A 16,595-nucleotide genomic window follows, 5' to 3' on the forward strand; every position below is an offset into this window, starting at 1 on the left:
TCAGCCAGTGCCTGCAATACTAAGCAGATGAACCGTCGCCAGCTTCTCACCTCGTCTCTCGCTGCCGGAGCCGTTCTTGCCGCGCCAACGCGCGTTTTCGCGCAGGCTGGACCGAGGCCGCAGGCACGCCGACTGCTAGAAGTGGCCGCACGCGAAGTGGAGCGCAATTCGGCAAGCCTGTGGCGGCGCAATATCGTCGGCATCTCGGATTTCGGTTTGCACTCCAGCCTGCCGCGTTTTCACATCGTCGATCTCGACAATGCCCGCGTGGACAGCCTTCTCGTCTCCCATGGCAGCGGCTCCGATCCGGAGCATGACGGGTGGCTGAACGGTTTTTCGAACATGCAAAGCAGTTGGGCGACGAGCAAAGGCGCCTATCTGACATGGGAGTGGTACATCGGCCGGTTCGGCCGTTCGGTCCGCCTGAGCGGGCTCGATCCCACCAACTCCAACGCGTTCGATCGCGCCATCGTAATGCATCCGGCCGATTATTCGACGCCTGAACATGTCGCGCGCTGGGGTCGCCTTGGCCGTTCCAATGGCTGCTTTGCCCTGGGGCCGGAGCCGTTTCGCCAGGCGCTCGCGCGGCTTTCCGGCGGCTGCCTGCTTTACGCCGACACTCTCGGCATCGGTCCCTCGGGAGAGGACGTCGCGCGTCCGCTGCAGGACAGCGTCGATTTCGAAGCGAACGTGGCGCGCAACACGCAGCGAAACCAGCGCGCGCAGGATACCGACGCGGGCGAGCTGGCACGAATTTACGCTGACGCCAATCCTACCCTGACAACCGAGTGAGCCTCAGCTCAACCGACGACAGTCCGCGCGTCCTCGACGATCTCGATGACTTCCTCGTCGGTCTCGCGGGCGCGATTGTCCTGACGCGGCGCATCTAGTGCCGCGAGCACCGGCGCGTCGCGGCCATAAATGTCCTCGAAGCTACGCAGCTTTCCGTCGATATCGACGCCCATGGTGAAATAGGTGATGTAAACCGGCATGGTCCGTTCCACGGGGACACGGGTATATTCGCCGCTGGTCGAGATTTCGACAGCCTCGTCCCGCGTCGCACCCTGGCCGAGAATAGCCACCGTCATCGCGAGTTCGAGAGCGCGCTCCACACGAATGCAGCCGTGGCTGCGCGCACGATTGTCGCTGCCGAACAGGTTGCGCGCAGGCGTATCGTGTAGGAAGATCGCATGCTCGTTCGGCATGTCGAGCTTCATCCGGCCCAGCGAATTGCCGGGGCCAGGCTGCTGCACCACCGTCACCCAATTGTTTGCGCCGCGCGTGGCGGTGTAGCCATTGGCGCGCGCCCAACGCGGATTGTTCAGCACGCGATTGCCCAGCCCCTCGCCGCGAACGATACTTTGCGGTACCGTCCAAGTCGGGTTGAAGACAACGCCTTCCACGGTTTCGGCAAGCTGTGGGGTCGCCGTGCGGCCTGGCGCGCCGACTATGGTGCGATAGGTGCGGATAATCTGGTCGTTCACCGTCAGGCGCAGCTGATATTCCGGCACATTGGTGATCAGATACTGATTGCCCAGATCGCGCGCCAGCCAGCGCCAACGGTCCATGTTGGCGCGGATCATCTGGCGGCGCGCCGCTTCGCTCTCGGGCGTTTCGGCCAAAGCTGAGCGCAGCGCGGCATAGTCTGGATGCGTCGGGTTGAGAGACGCGAGCGTTCCGGCAATGTCGCCGCTCGCCAGCGCGTCCGCCATTACCGCGGCAGTTGGCAAAAGGTCGGGATCGGGATCGACGACGAACCACTGGCGGCGCGCATCCATCGGAGTGCGGCCATCGCGGAGATCCTCGACCAGCCAGGAAAACACTCCGCTGGCGCGGACGCTCAACGCTTCGCTCGAGCCATTGGCGATGTCGGCGCGTAGCAGGTCCGGACGATAATCGGCGGGGTTGAGACCCTCGGCATCGATCGCTTCGACCGCGGCAAGCAGCGCCTCGGCATTGGCGATAGACCAGTCCTGAACGCGTGGCTCGCGCGGGTCTGCCTGCACGACTTCCTGCGCCACCGACGCTGCGGACATGTCCTGTGTCGCCGGTGCAGGATCGTTCTGGAGCACATCTTGCGCAAACAAGGTCTGCGCCGCACCCGGTGCCGTGAGAGCCAAGGTCGCTGAAATCGCGCCGAAAAGTCCGCCGAAGCGCATGAATTTGAAAGTCCTGTTAACCATAGTTCCGACGGTATATCCGCTTTGTTGCCCTTCTATCAAGCAAACGCGCTTTCGCGGGCCTGAACCACGCGGCTTCGGCGCGTGACGGGCTGCCTGCCGCAAGATAAGGCGGGCCTCTGATGAGCCCGTCGCAACGCCTTCTTCTCCCTTTCGTCGCCGCACTGGCAGGCGTAGCGCTGCTGTCGTTGATGGATGCGCTGATGAAGAGCGCTTCGCTCGCTGCGGGGGTCTACACCGCTTCCCTGCTGCGATCTCTTCTCGCCGCGATGCTGGTCGCACCGGTCTGGCTCGGAAGCGGCTTTACCTGGCCGCGCGGCACGGTGATGCGCCTGCATATCGAGCGCGGTGTGGTGTCAGCACTGATGGCGCTCACCTTCTTTTACGCCTTGACGAAGCTGCCTATAGCAGAAGCGATCGCGATCAGCTTCGTCGCGCCATTGCTCGCGCTCTATCTGGCAAATATCCTGCTGGGCGAGCGGATCGGGCGAACAGCGATCTGGGCATCATTGCTTGGCTTTGCTGGCACGCTCGTGATCGTCGGCAACAGGCTGGGCCGCACCGATTTCGATGAAGAAGTGGCGTGGGGCTTGGCATCGCTCTTTGTCTCCGCGCTTCTTTATGCATACAATTTTGTGGTGATCCGCCGCCAGTCTCAGGTCGCCGGGCCGCTGGAGGTTGCGACCTTCCATGCCGGTGTCGGCGGTCTCGTCCAACTGCTCGCCGCGCCTTTCTTCTTCGCGCTTCCTGGCATGGAAGCATTGCGGGAGATCGGCTTTGCCGCTGTGTTGACTGTTGCCGCATCGCTGTTGATCGCGTGGTCCTACGCCCGCGCCGAGGCGCAGGTTCTCGTCCCGCTCGAATACACAGGATTTCTATGGGCGGCGCTTTTCGGGTGGCTGTTCTTCAGGGAGCCTGTGACCGTGCCTACATTGATCGGCGTCGTGCTTATCGTGATCGCCTGCTGGGTCGCAGTGCCTAGGGCTCGTACCGAGCAGACACTGGAGGCGACCGACTAGCCGGCAGGCTGGTCGCCAGTCACCGTTTCAGTTTCCGGCTCGTCCTCGAACCAGTCGCTATCCTGCCAGACCGAACCGATGGCGGCGCCGAGAAAAGCGGACAGCACGAGCGCCGCAAGCATTGCGACCACACCTAGAGGAGCCTTGCGACGGGTAGGATTTCCGAAAGCCATGTCCGCATTCTAGCAGCTTCGCGCGCGGAACAAAGCCTTCCACGCGCCCGTTCTTTCGCCACATACTTGACGCGGCACTGCCAAACGCGCAGGTCGCGCCCAGAAACGGCGGGCCCCGGCGACCCGGGCCGCCTATCCCGCAACGCTTTGACAGGAACGTAAAGCACCATGACCCAGGTCGGCGCAAACTCGCTCGGAACCCGCAAGACCCTCGATGTGAACGGCAAGACCTATGCCTATTACTCACTCAAGGCCGCCAGCGAGAAATTCGGGGATGTTGCGCGCCTGCCGCACTCGATGAAAGTGCTGCTCGAGAACATGCTGCGTTTCGAGGATGAAGGCTTCACGGTGGGCGAAAGCCACGTGAAAGCCATCGTCGACTGGCAGAACGATCCCAAGACCGGCAACGAGATCCAGTACCGCCCGGCGCGCGTGCTGTTGCAGGATTTCACCGGCGTACCTTGCGTGGTCGACTTGGCCGCGATGCGCGATGCGATCGGCAAGCTCGGCGGCGACACCGCGAAGATCAATCCGCAGGTGCCGGTCAACCTCGTGATCGATCATTCCGTCATGGTCGACGAATTCGGCCATCCGCAGGCCATGGAAATGAACATGGACCTCGAATACCAGCGCAATGCGGAGCGTTACGACTTCCTGAAGTGGGGTGCGAAGAGCCTCGAGAATTTCTCCGCCGTGCCTCCTGGCACAGGCATCTGCCATCAGGTGAACCTCGAACATATCGGCAAGTGCGTGTGGTCGTCCGAAGATCAGAATGGCGAGCTCGTCGCCTATCCCGACACCTGTGTCGGCACGGACAGCCACACTACGATGATCAACGGCCTCGGCGTGCTGGGATGGGGCGTTGGCGGGATCGAGGCGGAGGCCGCCATGCTCGGCCAACCGATCTCGATGCTGATTCCTGAAGTCGCAGGCTTCCGCCTCGACGGCAAGCTGGCCGAAGGCGTGACCGCGACGGACTTGGTCCTGACCTGCGTGCAGATGCTGCGCGAGCATGGCGTGGTAGGTCGCTTCGTCGAATTCTACGGACCGGGCGTCGCCAATCTTTCGCTCGCCGACCGTGCGACGATCGCCAATATGGCCCCCGAATACGGCGCAACCTGCGGCTTCTTCGGCATCGACGACAAGACGTTGGATTACATGCGTCTGACCGGCCGTGACGAAGACACCATCGCACTGGTCGAAGCCTACGCCAAGGATCAGGGCATGTGGTTCACGCCCGACGCGGAACCGATTTTCTCCAGCACGCTCCAGCTCGATATGGCTTCTGTCGTGCCCAGCCTTGCGGGGCCGAAGCGCCCGCAGGACAAGGTTGCGCTTCCCGAAGTGGACGAGCTGTTCAACTACGATCTCAAATCGGTCTATGGCAAGGATGCGCCCGAGCGAGTCGATGTCGATGGCAAGGACCACGATGTGGGCGATGGCGACGTCGTGATCGCCGCCATCACGAGCTGCACCAACACCTCCAACCCCGACGTACTTATCGCCGCAGGTCTCGTCGCCAGGAAGGCGCGCGAAAAGGGCCTCGCGCCCAAGCCGTGGGTGAAGACCAGCCTTGCGCCCGGATCGCAGGTGGTAACCGACTACCTTGTGAAATCCGGTCTGCAGGAAGATCTGGACGCCATCGGCTTCGACCTGGTCGGCTATGGCTGCACGACCTGCATCGGCAATTCCGGCCCGCTCGCCCCGCCGATCAGCAAAGCGATCAACGAGAACGATCTCGTCGCCGCGTCGGTGCTGTCGGGCAATCGCAATTTCGAAGGTCGCGTATCGCCCGATGTGCGCGCCAACTTCCTCGCCAGTCCGCCGCTCGTGGTCGCCTACGCTTTGAAGGGCACGGTCACTCAGGACATCACGGACACGCCCATTGGGCAGGACCAGCGAGGCGATGACGTCATGCTCGCCGATTTGTGGCCCAGCAATCAGGAGATTGCCGACCACCGCGCGGCCAATATCGACCGCGACATGTTCGTTTCGCGTTATGCCGACGTCTACAAGGGCGACGAGCACTGGCAGGCGATCAATGTCGAAGCGTCGGACACTTATAATTGGAACCCGTCGAGCACCTATATCGCAAACCCGCCCTATTTCGACGGCATGGGAATGGAGCCCGAGCCGATTGCCGATATCGTCGGCGCCAAACCGCTAGCCGTGCTGGGCGATAGCGTCACGACCGATCACATCAGCCCCGCCGGCTCGATCAAGGAAGACAGCCCGGCGGGCGAGTATCTGATCGAGCATCAGGTGCCGAAGAAGGAGTTCAACTCCTACGGCTCGCGCCGTGGCAATCACGAAGTGATGATGCGCGGCACCTTCGCCAATATTCGCATCCGCAACGAAATGGTGCCCGGCGTGGAGGGTGGCTTTACCACCTATGATGGCGAACAGATGCCGATCTACGACGCCGCCATGAAGCATCAGGCGGACGGTACGCCGCTCGTCGTGATCGGGGGCAAGGAATACGGCACAGGTTCCAGCCGGGACTGGGCGGCCAAGGGCACCATCCTGCTGGGCGTGCGCGCCGTGATCGTCGAAAGTTATGAACGCATTCACCGCTCCAACCTTATAGGCATGGGCGTGCTACCCTTGCAGTTCAAGGACGGCGAAGGCCGCGAGAGCCTCGGCCTCGGCGGAGACGACACCTTCACGATCAAGGGCCTCGACTCGCTCACGCCGGGTCAGGATGTCGAAGTCGAAGTCACGCACGGCGACGGCTCTACTGCGAGCTTCATTGCGAAGTGCCGCATCGATACCGCGAATGAAATGGAATATTACCGCAATGGCGGCATCCTCCATTACGTGTTGCGCAAACTCGCCGCATGATCCGCGCGCTGTCCGCTCTCGTCCTCCTCACATCGCTTGGCGCTTGCGAGGAACTTGCGCGAACGGGCAGCAACAACATGACGGCGATGACCGACGGCGCCGAGGTAGCCTTGGTGAACAGCTCCGAGCTCGCTGATTTGATGGCGGCAGGCAATGTGGTGCTGATCGACGTACGCACGCCGGAAGAGTTTGCCGAGGGTCGGTTGCCGGGCGCTCTCAACGCGCCGGTCGAGACTTTCGGGCCCGCGGCTATTCCGATCGAGGATGGGCGCGAGACGATATTCTATTGCCGTTCCGGAAATCGTTCGGAGCACGCCGCGCGGGTGCTCGCCGAGGAGATAGGCGGACGAGTGAGGCATCTCGATGGCGGGATTGTCGCCTGGAAGGCGGCTGATGGCGAGATCGTAATCCAACCGGAACGCTGATCCCGTACGATAAAGGGCGGCCCGCATGGACTGCCCTTCATCTCTCCATCGATTCGATCTCAGGCTGTCATAGCCTCCCGCCCGGTGGCGCCCCTTGTCCGCCGGCGGCGCAGGAAGACCGCGCCCGCGCCCGCCCCGAACAGCAACAGCATTCCCGGCGCCGGAACAGGCGTCCCCGAAGTGGTCGCGCCGCTCGTCGTGGTGTCGCCGCTTGTCGTCGTATTGCCGCTCGTCGTGGCTCCCGAACTGGTGCTGGTCGATGTGGACGTGCTGGTCGAGGTGGAGGACGTGATGTCGCCCGACGTCGATGTGGAGGTCGACGTGGACGAACTCACATCGCCCGATGTCGAGGTGGACGAGCTGACGTCGCCGGATGTGGACGTAGATGTCGAGCTCGAAACATCACCGGAACTCGACGAGCTCACGTCGCCCGAACTCGATGAACTGACATCGCCGGATGTCGAGGATGTGCTGGTCACCATCCCGGAGGACGAGCTGACGTCGCCCGAGGTCGAAGAGGTGCTCGTCACAGTGCCCGACGATGTCGAGGTGGTGCTGGTGACGGTGCCGCTGGTGCTGGTGACCATGCCGCTGGTGCTCGAAATCTCGCCGGTCGAGCTGGTGCTCGTGACCGTGCCGCTGGTGCTGGAGATTTCGCCCGAGCTCGTGCTGGTCGAACTACCGCCAGTCGTGCTGGTGATGCCGCCGGTCGTCGTCGACGTGGATGTCGAACCGCCGGACGTCGAGGTCGAACCGCCCGAGGACGATGTCGAAGTCGACGAACCCGTCGAGCTGTTGTCGTTGTCGATATCGATGATGATGTCGCCAGACGAATTGCCACCCTCGCCGCTTGTCGTCGTCGTGGTGCTCATGTCCACGACCGCGCTAGCGCTGCCGCCACCTCCGCTGCCACCGAAAAAGCCGCCGAAGAAACCTCCGCCGAACCCGCCACCGAACCCACCGGAGCCACCGATCACAATGGGCTGACCGCCTCCGCCACCGCGCAGCGGGGCTGCGGGGAGCGGGGGCAATGGAAGCGGCGCACCGGCGAGGTCGTATTCCTCCACCGGATCGCAGCACTCGCGCTCAATCGTGCGGCGAAGCCGGCGCTGTTCGCGCGGGCGCGGCGGAATGGACCGGCGCGCGGTGCGCTCGCCCTTGACACTCACCAGCTCTCCGGCCTCGTCCTTGTCGGACTTGTAGCGGACGGTCGAGGTCTGCGGCTCCGCGACGTGGACTGCGCCCCCGCCAACGATCGCTCCGCCCGCTACCGCGGCGGTGAGTTTCGCAATGGCCATGCGTACCGACATGCGTGTTCTACCTGTTCTGGCGGAATCGGCCTGCAGCGTCCCTCAATGGCGCCGACGGCCTTTTCCGCGTCGTGCCAGAGAGACCCGTAGCGGCAGCTTTCGCAATGGCTTTAAGGCTGTTTTCGGAACTTCACGCTGCAAAAAATGGGACACATCGTACCTCTGCTAGCGGACTGTCCCACTATGGAACCGAATCCGGCGATGCTCCGCTCATTTGCCGCCGTCGAACAGCCCGCCCTGCGGTTTATCGGGCGCGGCAAGACCGAGGTGATTCCATCCGCCATCATTCAGGCATCGCCCCCGCGCCGTGCGGGCGACCAGACCGAGCTGGATGAGATAGGGCTCGATCACCTCCTCCACCGTATCGCGCGGTTCGGCCAAACCAGCCGCCAGAGTCTCGACGCCCACGGGCCCGCCCTTGTAAGTGGTGGCGATCATGGTGAGGTAGCGGCGATCCATCGCATCCAGGCCGAGCGTATCGATCTCCAGCCGGGTCAGCGCCTCGTCGGCGATGGCCGCAGTGACCTCGCCCTGCCCCTTCACCTGCGCAAAGTCCCGCACCCGGCGCAGCAGCCGCCCGGCGACGCGCGGCGTGCCGCGGGACCGGCGCGCGATCTCTCGCGCGCCCTCCTCCGCCATCGTGACGTCCAGCAGCCGCGCACCGCGAGTGACCACCTGCGTCAGCTCGTCCTCGGTATAGAATACCAGCCGCACCGGGATGCCGAAACGATCGCGCAGCGGCGTGGTCAGCAGGCCCTGTCGCGTCGTCGCGCCGACCAGCGTGAAGGCCGGCAGGTCGATCCGCACGCTGCGTGCCGACGGCCCCTCACCGATGATGATATCGAGCGCGCGGTCTTCCATCGCCGGGTAGAGCACTTCCTCGACCACCGGATTGAGCCGGTGGATCTCGTCGATGAAAAGCACGTCGTTCGGCTCGAGATTGGTGAGCAGCGCGGCGAGGTCGCCCGCCTTGGCGATGACGGGGCCGGAAGTGGCGCGAAAGCCGACGCCGAGCTCCTTGGCGATGATCTGCGCCAATGTCGTCTTGCCGAGGCCGGGCGGGCCGAAGAACAACGTATGGTCCATCGCCTCCTCGCGACCTTTCGCAGCCTGGATGAAGACCTCCAGATTGTCACGCGCCGCTTCCTGCCCGACGAACTCGCCGAGTGATTTGGGACGGAGCGCCGCGTCGGGATCGTCGGGTTGGCGGGCGGGGGTATGGATGGGCTGGTCGGTCATTGAAGCGCAAACAGGGCGACGAACGCGCCGACTAGAAAGGAAACCAAACTGAGCGTTGATAGAATTACAGCGCTGTAGAGAGCTCGATTTCCCCAATCGAGTTCAGCGCTTGTTTGGTAGGGCTCCTCTGCACCGCGAGACCTGTATTGGGCATTCCAAGCCTCATACATCGTCAGTTTCATGAAAAAATGCTGAGAGAAGAAGGCCCCAAAGTATGCCGCAAGAGAGCACACAAGACCACTCGCAAACCAGAAGAATGCCCACCACAATCCAAAGAAATTGAAATCTAGGCCAGTGTTTCCGATGAAAGTTAGGAGAGCGAGGACAGCGCCGCCGTTCACAAGCTGCAAGTTTCGCATCGCCGACTGCGAGTATTCAACTTGGAATCGAAGCCGATCTTTTCCCTCGTCAATTCGAGTGGCATAGTCATCAAGCGCGATTTCACGCGCTATCCGCTCCCGTTCGATTGCTATGTCGCGGATCAAAACGGGTTCACCGTGTAGCCCTCACGCTGCAATTGCGCGTGGGCAGTCATCGCTGAGAGGGCCATTTCGACGCCGGGGATGAGGTCTTCGCGGGCAACACCCTGCCCCGCCGCGCTCTGGCCGCAGACCACGAAGCGCACGCCACCTGCCAGCATGGCACGTACCATGTCGCCGCTCGGGTTCATCCCCGGCTCGCCATCCCGCGCCGCCAGCGCTTCGTCGCTCAGCAGGTCGAGCACCGCGCCGCCATGAACCACCACCGCGACGCGCATGTTCGCCGGGTCGACGCCATAGGCCGCGTGCATGTTGACGAAGCGCGCCGCGCTCTCGATGCCGCGATTGCGCCCGTCTTCGGCCCGCTCGGCCACGTCGAAGCTGTGGGCGAGTTGCGTCTCGGCGGGGAAGCGTTCCACGCCCTCCACGCGGGTCCACGGGCCGAAGCCTTCGAACACCGGACCCATCTGCCACTGCGCCTCCTGCGCCGCAGCCGGGCTCGCCAGTGCCAATGCCGCCAGAGCCATGAGGTACCGCATCGCCATCTCCTATCCTGCCGCCTTCTTGAGCGCCACGCGGATCAGCGCGCCCTCGTCCGCCTCCGCGCCCAGTTCCTCCTGCGCGCGCGCCACGGCCTGCGCGGCCACCGCTGGCTTGAAGCCGAGGTTCTGCAAGGCGCTCACCGCATCGGCGCTCGCTCCGCCGGCGGGGGACACCGCCGCGCCGCCAGCCACGCCGCCACCCGGCAGAACCCCCGCCCTGTCCTTCAACTCGTTGACGATGCGCCCGGCCAGCTTCGGCCCGACGCCCTGCGCTCGCGCCACGCTGGCCGCGTCGCCACCGGCGCAGGCATCGCGCAGCTCTCCGGGCGAGAGGGCGGAGAGGATGGCGAGCGCGACCTTGCTGCCCACGCCCTGCACGCCCGTCAGCAGGCGGAACCAGTCGCGCTCCCCCGCTTCGGCGAAGCCCAGCAGCCGCATGTTGTTCTCGCTCACCTGCAGGTCGGTGTAGAGCGTGCACTCGCCGCCCTGCTCGCCCAGCGCGGTCAGCGTCTTGGCCGAGCAGTGGACGAGGTAGCCCACACCCGCGACGTCGATCACCGCCCAGTCGCCGCCGGTTTCGTCGAGCTTGCCTGTCAGCTTTGCAATCATGGACACCTCCCTGCCCGCTCCGCCGCCACCGGTCCAGAGCGCCCGCGCCGCTGTCCGCAGCGTAAGGGGGTGTGACAAGTGGCACAGTGTCCAGGAGCAAAAACGCCGATCTGTAACCCTGGGCGGCGAAAAGTGTGACCTTGCGTCCGAAACTGTGACCCTTGGCGCAGAAACCGTCACTTTCGCGGGCCTTTTGTGTGACCTTGCGGCGAGCCGAAGTGTCACCTTTTCCAAGCCGATCTGTAACCCTGTATGCGCGCTCATGTCACCGTGATGGAAGAAGGCACGCCCTGTAGGACAGCGCGATCTCTCGACACGCCCGCCCATGCGGCTATGACATTGCGCCATGAGCTGGAACACTTTCGGACGCGTCTTGCGCTTCACCACCTGGGGGGAGAGCCACGGGCCTGCGCTTGGCGTAGTGGTAGATGGCTGCCCACCGGGGCTGGAGCTCACCGAAGAGCACATCCAGCCCTTCCTCGATGCGCGCAAACCCGGGCAGAACCGCTTCACCACGCAGCGGCGCGAGGCGGACGAAGTGCTTATCCTCTCGGGCACCTTCGAAGGCCGCACCACCGGCACGCCGATCAGCCTGATGATCGAGAATACCGATCAGCGCAGCAAGGATTACAGCGAGGTCGCCAAGGCCTATCGCCCCGGCCATGCGGACTACACGTATGACGCCAAATACGGATTTCGCGACTATCGCGGCGGCGGGCGGTCGAGCGCGCGGGAAACGGCGGCGCGGGTGGCGGCGGGCGCAATTGCGCGGCTCGTCATTCCCGAGGTGACGATCACCGGGTGGACCGAGGCCATCGGCCCGCACGCGATCAACTACGACCGCTTCGATCGGGACGCGATCGGCGCCAATCCCTTCTTCTGCCCGGACCCGGAAGCGGCAAATGCATGGGAAGGCGTGATCGACGAAACGCGCAAGGCAGGCTCTTCATTGGGCGCGACCGTGGCATGCGAGGCGCGCGGCGTTCCCGCCGGATGGGGCGCGCCGATCTACGCCAAGCTCGACAGCGAGATCGCCGCCGCGATGATGACCATCAACGCCACCAAGGGCGTGGAAATCGGAGACGGTTTCGCCGCCGCGCGCGCTTCGGGCGAGGCCAATGCGGACAGCATGTCGCCGGGCGGAGGCGGCGCGGTGGATTTCGCCAGCAACCATTCGGGCGGCACCGCAGGCGGCATCTCCACCGGCCAGCCCGTCACCTGCCGCGTCGCCTTCAAGCCGACCAGTTCCATCCTCACCCCCGTGGACACGATCACGACCGAAGGCGAGGCGACGCGGATCAGCACGAAAGGCCGCCACGACCCCTGCGTCGGCATCCGCGGCGTCCCGGTGGTGGAAGCGATGATGGCGCTGGTGCTGGCGGATCAGAAGCTGCTGCACCGCGCGCAGTGTGGGTGAGGCGTCTGCTGCGACCCTGATTGCGGACGATTGGTGGGGCGGCTAGTCAGTCGGAATGAACTCCGTTCTGAATGACGAACTGGCGATCGCTTTGAATGATTATCTCGTCGCTAGACGCTCAGGTCGCGGCCTTCAGGAGGCATTGGCGACAGTCGTAGAAGCGATGGGGCGGCAAACAGCTTCGTCTATTTCTGAGGCGGCCAGCGTAATTGGAACTGCGGCTAACCTTTGGCAGTGGCAACGTAAGACTAGCTGGTGGCGAAGGCTTCTCCCCGTAGAACAAAGCGACCGGTATCTTCTTGCGAATGAGCCGGACGTGGCGTTGCTTTTCATCTTCCATCGGAATGGATTCATCCGCCAGGCTGCACTTGAGCGGATCAGGGGGCCGATCCCGAATACCTTCTTGGTCGCGGCATTGGCGTGGCGATTGAATGACTGGGTTCCACAAGTGCGTAAGAGTGCTCTTGCATGTGCTGCTCGGTGCCTACCGAAGACAGATGCAAAACCGCTTGCAGATTTTTTCTTTGAAACTGTTCACCCTCGAACCACTTGGAGGCGATGGAACGCTAGAGGAAAGGCAGTCTTGGAAGAGGCCATTACCAGAGATGATGTCAAAGAGGAGATTGTGGCAAAACTTCTTGATGGAAGGAAGGGTCCCTTACCGTCGTTTCTTTCCTACCTACTACGATACGATTGGATCGATCCGTATCTTCCGACCATCGCGTCAAACTCTAAGGTTCCGGGAGTAAGAGCAATCGCGCTGCGAAGCCTGATTAGAGGAAACGCGAGATATAAAGATGGGACTGTTTTGCGCTGGATTGACAAACCGATGGGCCTTCGGAGGCGTGAGCCGAAAATCATTGCTAGATCGCTGTCAATAGAACGCAATCCGATTGCTTTGATCCAAGAAGGAGCGAATGACAAATCCGCTGTCGTAAGGCGTGTCGCTCTATCAGGAGTGATCGAACTCGGGCTCTACAAATCGATCGACCACGAATTTATTCAGCGCTGCACTAAAGACGCATCCAGATCCGTGCGCTCCAGAGCGGATTTCATACAAAAGAAGGCGAGAGAAACTGCCTAAAATAGATGTCTTCTCTCCACCCCACTCCAGCCCCTCCGTTGCCCCGGACTTGATCCGGGGTAGTGCTTTTCTTCCGACGTCGCGCTTGCAGGAAGCATTGGCCCGGATCAGGTCCGGGCCGACCATGAGGGCACGTTTGTCAGTCTCGCCATGCGCCTCTCACCCTGCACCACACACGCCTTGCCGACTAATCGTCCCACTCGCTCAATCCGCCAAATCTAATCGATTGGACTAATCACCGGAACGCCCGCATATTCCATCCATTGACGACTCGACCCCTTACGATTTGACGAGAGGAATTTTTCGACATGGATGCTGAAACTGGCTCGATTTCCGGCGGCTGCCCCTTCACCGGGCACGGCGAAACGCGTGACCTTCTGGGTCGCACCAATCGCGACTGGTGGCCCGATGCGCTGCAGCTCGACATTCTTACCCAGCACGGATTGCAGGCCGATCCGATGCCGGACTTCGACTATGCCGAAGCGTTCAACACGATCGACTACAAGGCGCTGAAGCAGGACATCACGGACCTGATGACGGACAGTCAGGAGTGGTGGCCAGCGGATTACGGCCATTACGGCCCGTTCTTCATCCGCATGGCGTGGCACGCCGCGGGCACCTATCGCACCGGTGACGGGCGCGGCGGTTCGTCCAGCGGCCAGCAGCGTTTCGCTCCGCTCAATTCCTGGCCCGACAACGGCAATCTCGACAAGGCGCGCCGCCTGCTCTGGCCGATCAAGCAGAAATACGGGAAGAACATTTCCTGGGCGGACCTGTTCATCCTCACCGGCAATGTCGCCATCGAAAGCATGGGCGGCCCGGTCTTCGGCTTCGGTGGCGGCCGTGCGGACGTGTTCGAGCCCGAAACCGTCTATTGGGGCACGGAAGAGTTGTGGGTCGACCAGGGCGTCGAAACGCGCATCATCCCCGATGAGGGCAAGGCACTGGAGAACCCGCTTGCCGCGATCCAGATGGGCCTCATCTACGTCAATCCGGAAGGTCCGGGCGGCAATCCCGACCCGCTGCAATCGGCCCGCGACATGCGCGAGACCTTTGCCCGCATGGCCATGAATGACGAAGAAACCGTCGCTCTCACCGCAGGTGGCCACGCTTTCGGCAAGGCGCACGGTGCCAAGCCCGCCGACACGTTCGGCGGCGCGCCCGAAGGCGAAGCGCTCGCACTGCAGGGCTTCGGCTGGCTGAACGACGAGGAAGAGATCGCCAAGGGCAACATCACCACGTCGGGCATCGAAGGCGCGTGGACGCCCAATCCGACGCAGTGGGGCGGCGACTATTTCCGCCTGCTGTTCAAATACGATTACGAACTGGTCGAAAGCCCGGCAGGCGCGAAGCAGTGGCAGCCGGTGAACCCGGACGAGGAAGACATGGCGCCCGATGCGCGCGATCCGAGCCTGAAGGTGCCGACCATGATGACGACCGCCGACATGGCGCTGAAGATGGACCCGGATTATCGCAAGATTTCCGAACGCTTCCGCGACGATCAGGCGGCGCTCGACGATGCCTTCGCCAGAGCATGGTTCAAGCTGTGCCACCGCGATATGGGCCCGAAGGTGCGTTACATGGGCCCCGAAGTGCCCGAAGAAACGCTGATCTGGCAGGATCCCGTTCCCGCCGGTTCTCAGCCTTCTGACAGCGCGGTCTCCGACTTCAAGAGCAAGGTTCTCGATAGCGGCCTGACCGTCGCCGAACTGGTGAAGGTGGCGTGGGCCTCGGCCTCGACCTACCGCAATTCAGATCATCGCGGCGGCGCCAACGGCGCGCGCATTCGCCTGGCTCCGATGAAGGATTGGGAAGCGAACGAGCCGGAGACGCTCTCCAGGGTCCTGTCCAAGCTCGACGAGATTCGCGGCGACCTGTCGATGGCCGATGCCATCGTGCTGGCCGGCGCGGCGGCGATCGAGAAGGCAGCCAAGGATGGCGGTCATTCGATCAAGGTCGATGTCACCACCGGCCGGGGCGACGCGACGGACGAGCACACCGATGCCGAAAGCTTCGAACCGCTCGAGCCCTTCGCCGACGGTTTCCGCAACTATCTGCGGACCAAGGCGCAGGTGAAGACCGAGGACATGCTGGTCGACAAGGCGCATCTGCTCGGCCTTTCCATCCCGGAAATGACCGCACTGGTCGGCGGGATGCGTGCGCTGGGTGCAGTGAACGCGCACCCGACGCATGGCGACAGTATCGGCGTTTTCACCGATCGTCCGGGTACGCTGTCCAACGATTTCTTCGTCAATCTGCTGTCGATGGATACCAAGTGGGAAGTGGTGGACGAGAGCGGCGATGAGGAATTCGTCGGCAAGGACCGCAAGACGGGCGAGGAGCGTTATCGCGCCACCCGTACGGACCTCGTCTTCGGCTCCAACTCGCAGCTGCGTGCCATCGCCGAAGTCTTTGCGGAAAACGGCGGCGAGGCGAAGTTCCTCGACACGTTCGTCACCGCGTGGACGAAGGTGATGGACGCCGATCGCTTCGACTTGCGCTGCGCCAAATATCACGGCTAATCGGCGCCAGCCGTAAAGGCCAAAGCCCGCAAGAGCTTGCCCCCCAAGACTCTTCGGGTCGCTGGAAGGCCCTCGGCAGTCCGCTGTCGGGGGCCTTTTTACACCCCAGTCCGGTTGCGAATGAAACCTACCGCGCCGTTCATCGACGATACCGAACGGTCTATGCCGAATTAACCATTGTCATGAGTGATACGTAGGGATTTCCGCAGCTTCGCGCGGTATGGTCCTTCCGAAATCGAAGGGCCGCAAATGGGACAGACAGGGGGCGCACCGCGCCCGGACGAAAGCGACGGGGATGACCAGCGCCCCTACCGCTATGCCAACAGCCGACCGATAAAGGTCTTTGCCCTCGCTTGGGTCGCAGCGCTGGGCGCGCTGGGTGCCGTGTGGGTGGCGCAGACCTCTCTCGAACAGGCGGCGCAGGCCGGCACGATCGCCCAGCCGCCGAACGTCAAGGATATGGTCGAACGCCTGGAGCACGGCGCAGAGGCGCGCGCCCGGGATATTGCCGATGCGGCGCGCGGCGTGCCCGATTCAGACGAGCAGGCTCTCGAAGCCGAGGACGGCGACGGTGCCCTTGGCCGCGAAAATGGCGGCGGTGAGTAGCGCATCGACGGCGCGTTCGGCGATTGTATCGGCCACATCTTTCTCCTGATCGAGAAGAGCGTGGCCAAGAGGTGTGAGGACCGGGTTGGCAAACAGCCTTACCGCCATATTCACTTTCAGGACGGAAATTCGGATTAATCATGGCCAGC

At 63.0% G+C, this 16,595-nt stretch carries 16 protein-coding genes; 9 read left to right on the top strand and 7 right to left on the bottom strand.

Going from position 1 to position 16,595, the window contains the following annotated elements:
• Window positions 1-27 precede the first annotated feature (27 nt).
• The gene (locus D6201_RS07610; RefSeq protein WP_120048246.1) at window positions 28-792 is read left to right on the top strand and encodes a murein L,D-transpeptidase catalytic domain family protein; all 765 of its coding nucleotides are present in this window, start codon (window positions 28-30) and stop codon (window positions 790-792) included.
• Window positions 793-800: 8 nt separating this feature from the next.
• Here D6201_RS07610 and D6201_RS07615 read toward each other — a convergent pair whose 3' ends face one another.
• Entirely contained in the window at window positions 801-2,183 is a 1,383-nt protein-coding gene (locus D6201_RS07615; protein ID WP_165853518.1) for a L,D-transpeptidase family protein, read from the bottom strand.
• A gap of 119 nt (window positions 2,184-2,302) precedes the next feature.
• Between D6201_RS07615 and D6201_RS07620 the strand changes: the two genes are divergently transcribed.
• Window positions 2,303-3,199: a DMT family transporter gene (locus tag D6201_RS07620; protein ID WP_120048248.1), complete on the top strand. Its 897-nt coding sequence runs from the start codon at window positions 2,303-2,305 to the stop codon at window positions 3,197-3,199.
• Here D6201_RS07620 and D6201_RS13165 read toward each other — a convergent pair.
• Window positions 3,196-3,321 (bottom strand): hypothetical protein, encoded by a 126-nt coding sequence (locus tag D6201_RS13165; protein WP_277949486.1) that lies wholly within the window; start codon window positions 3,319-3,321, stop codon window positions 3,196-3,198. The genes D6201_RS07620 and D6201_RS13165 overlap by 4 nt on opposite strands.
• Before the next feature lie 219 nt (window positions 3,322-3,540).
• On the opposite strand from D6201_RS13165, the gene acnA reads away from it, so the two are divergent.
• A complete protein-coding gene (gene acnA / locus D6201_RS07625; protein WP_120048249.1) occupies window positions 3,541-6,213 on the top strand; it encodes an aconitate hydratase AcnA in 2,673 nt (890 codons plus the stop codon).
• A complete protein-coding gene (locus D6201_RS07630) occupies window positions 6,210-6,638 on the top strand; it encodes a rhodanese-like domain-containing protein (protein ID WP_120048250.1) in 429 nt (142 codons plus the stop codon). Before acnA ends, D6201_RS07630 begins: the two co-directional genes overlap by 4 nt.
• A gap of 59 nt (window positions 6,639-6,697) precedes the next feature.
• Here D6201_RS07630 and D6201_RS13225 read toward each other — a convergent pair whose 3' ends face one another.
• Window positions 6,698-6,931 (bottom strand): PEP-CTERM sorting domain-containing protein, encoded by a 234-nt coding sequence (locus D6201_RS13225; RefSeq protein ID WP_422664718.1) that lies wholly within the window; start codon window positions 6,929-6,931, stop codon window positions 6,698-6,700.
• On the opposite strand from D6201_RS13225, the gene D6201_RS13090 reads away from it, so the two are divergent.
• Complete coding sequence (locus tag D6201_RS13090; RefSeq protein WP_242447478.1) at window positions 6,819-7,625, top strand: hypothetical protein; 807 nt, start codon at window positions 6,819-6,821, stop codon at window positions 7,623-7,625. The genes D6201_RS13225 and D6201_RS13090 overlap by 113 nt on opposite strands.
• 533 nt (window positions 7,626-8,158) lie before the next feature.
• On the opposite strand, the gene ruvB is transcribed toward D6201_RS13090, so the two are convergent.
• The 4 genes from ruvB to ruvA are packed head-to-tail and all read right to left on the bottom strand — an operon-like array spanning window position 8,159 to window position 10,817.
• Window positions 8,159-9,187, bottom strand: a complete 1,029-nt coding sequence (ruvB, locus tag D6201_RS07640; RefSeq protein WP_120048252.1) for a Holliday junction branch migration DNA helicase RuvB — start codon at window positions 9,185-9,187, stop codon at window positions 8,159-8,161.
• Window positions 9,184-9,672, bottom strand: coding sequence for a hypothetical protein (locus D6201_RS07645; protein WP_120048253.1), 489 nt, complete (start codon window positions 9,670-9,672; stop codon window positions 9,184-9,186). The genes ruvB and D6201_RS07645 overlap by 4 nt, the downstream gene beginning before the upstream one ends.
• Window positions 9,669-10,205: a DsrE family protein gene (locus tag D6201_RS07650; protein WP_242447479.1), complete on the bottom strand. Its 537-nt coding sequence runs from the start codon at window positions 10,203-10,205 to the stop codon at window positions 9,669-9,671. The genes D6201_RS07645 and D6201_RS07650 overlap by 4 nt, the downstream gene beginning before the upstream one ends.
• A gap of 9 nt (window positions 10,206-10,214) precedes the next feature.
• Window positions 10,215-10,817: a Holliday junction branch migration protein RuvA gene (ruvA, locus tag D6201_RS07655; RefSeq protein WP_120048255.1), complete on the bottom strand. Its 603-nt coding sequence runs from the start codon at window positions 10,815-10,817 to the stop codon at window positions 10,215-10,217.
• A gap of 346 nt (window positions 10,818-11,163) precedes the next feature.
• Here ruvA and aroC point away from each other — a divergent pair, with 346 nt between their 5' ends.
• From aroC to D6201_RS07670, 4 genes are all read left to right on the top strand, one after another.
• Window positions 11,164-12,234: a chorismate synthase gene (aroC, locus tag D6201_RS07660; RefSeq protein ID WP_120048256.1), complete on the top strand. Its 1,071-nt coding sequence runs from the start codon at window positions 11,164-11,166 to the stop codon at window positions 12,232-12,234.
• A 55-nt stretch (window positions 12,235-12,289) separates the two neighbouring features.
• Complete coding sequence (locus tag D6201_RS12835; RefSeq protein ID WP_133303971.1) at window positions 12,290-13,318, top strand: hypothetical protein; 1,029 nt, start codon at window positions 12,290-12,292, stop codon at window positions 13,316-13,318.
• Between the two features lie 308 nt (window positions 13,319-13,626).
• Entirely contained in the window at window positions 13,627-15,840 is a 2,214-nt protein-coding gene (gene katG / locus D6201_RS07665) for a catalase/peroxidase HPI (protein ID WP_120048257.1), read from the top strand.
• A 249-nt stretch (window positions 15,841-16,089) separates the two neighbouring features.
• Window positions 16,090-16,446, top strand: coding sequence for a hypothetical protein (locus D6201_RS07670; RefSeq protein WP_120048258.1), 357 nt, complete (start codon window positions 16,090-16,092; stop codon window positions 16,444-16,446).
• Window positions 16,447-16,595 lie beyond the last annotated feature (149 nt).

The sequence above is a fragment of the Aurantiacibacter aquimixticola genome (assembly GCF_003605475.1).
Classification (GTDB): Bacteria; Pseudomonadota; Alphaproteobacteria; order Sphingomonadales; family Sphingomonadaceae; genus Alteraurantiacibacter; species Alteraurantiacibacter aquimixticola_B.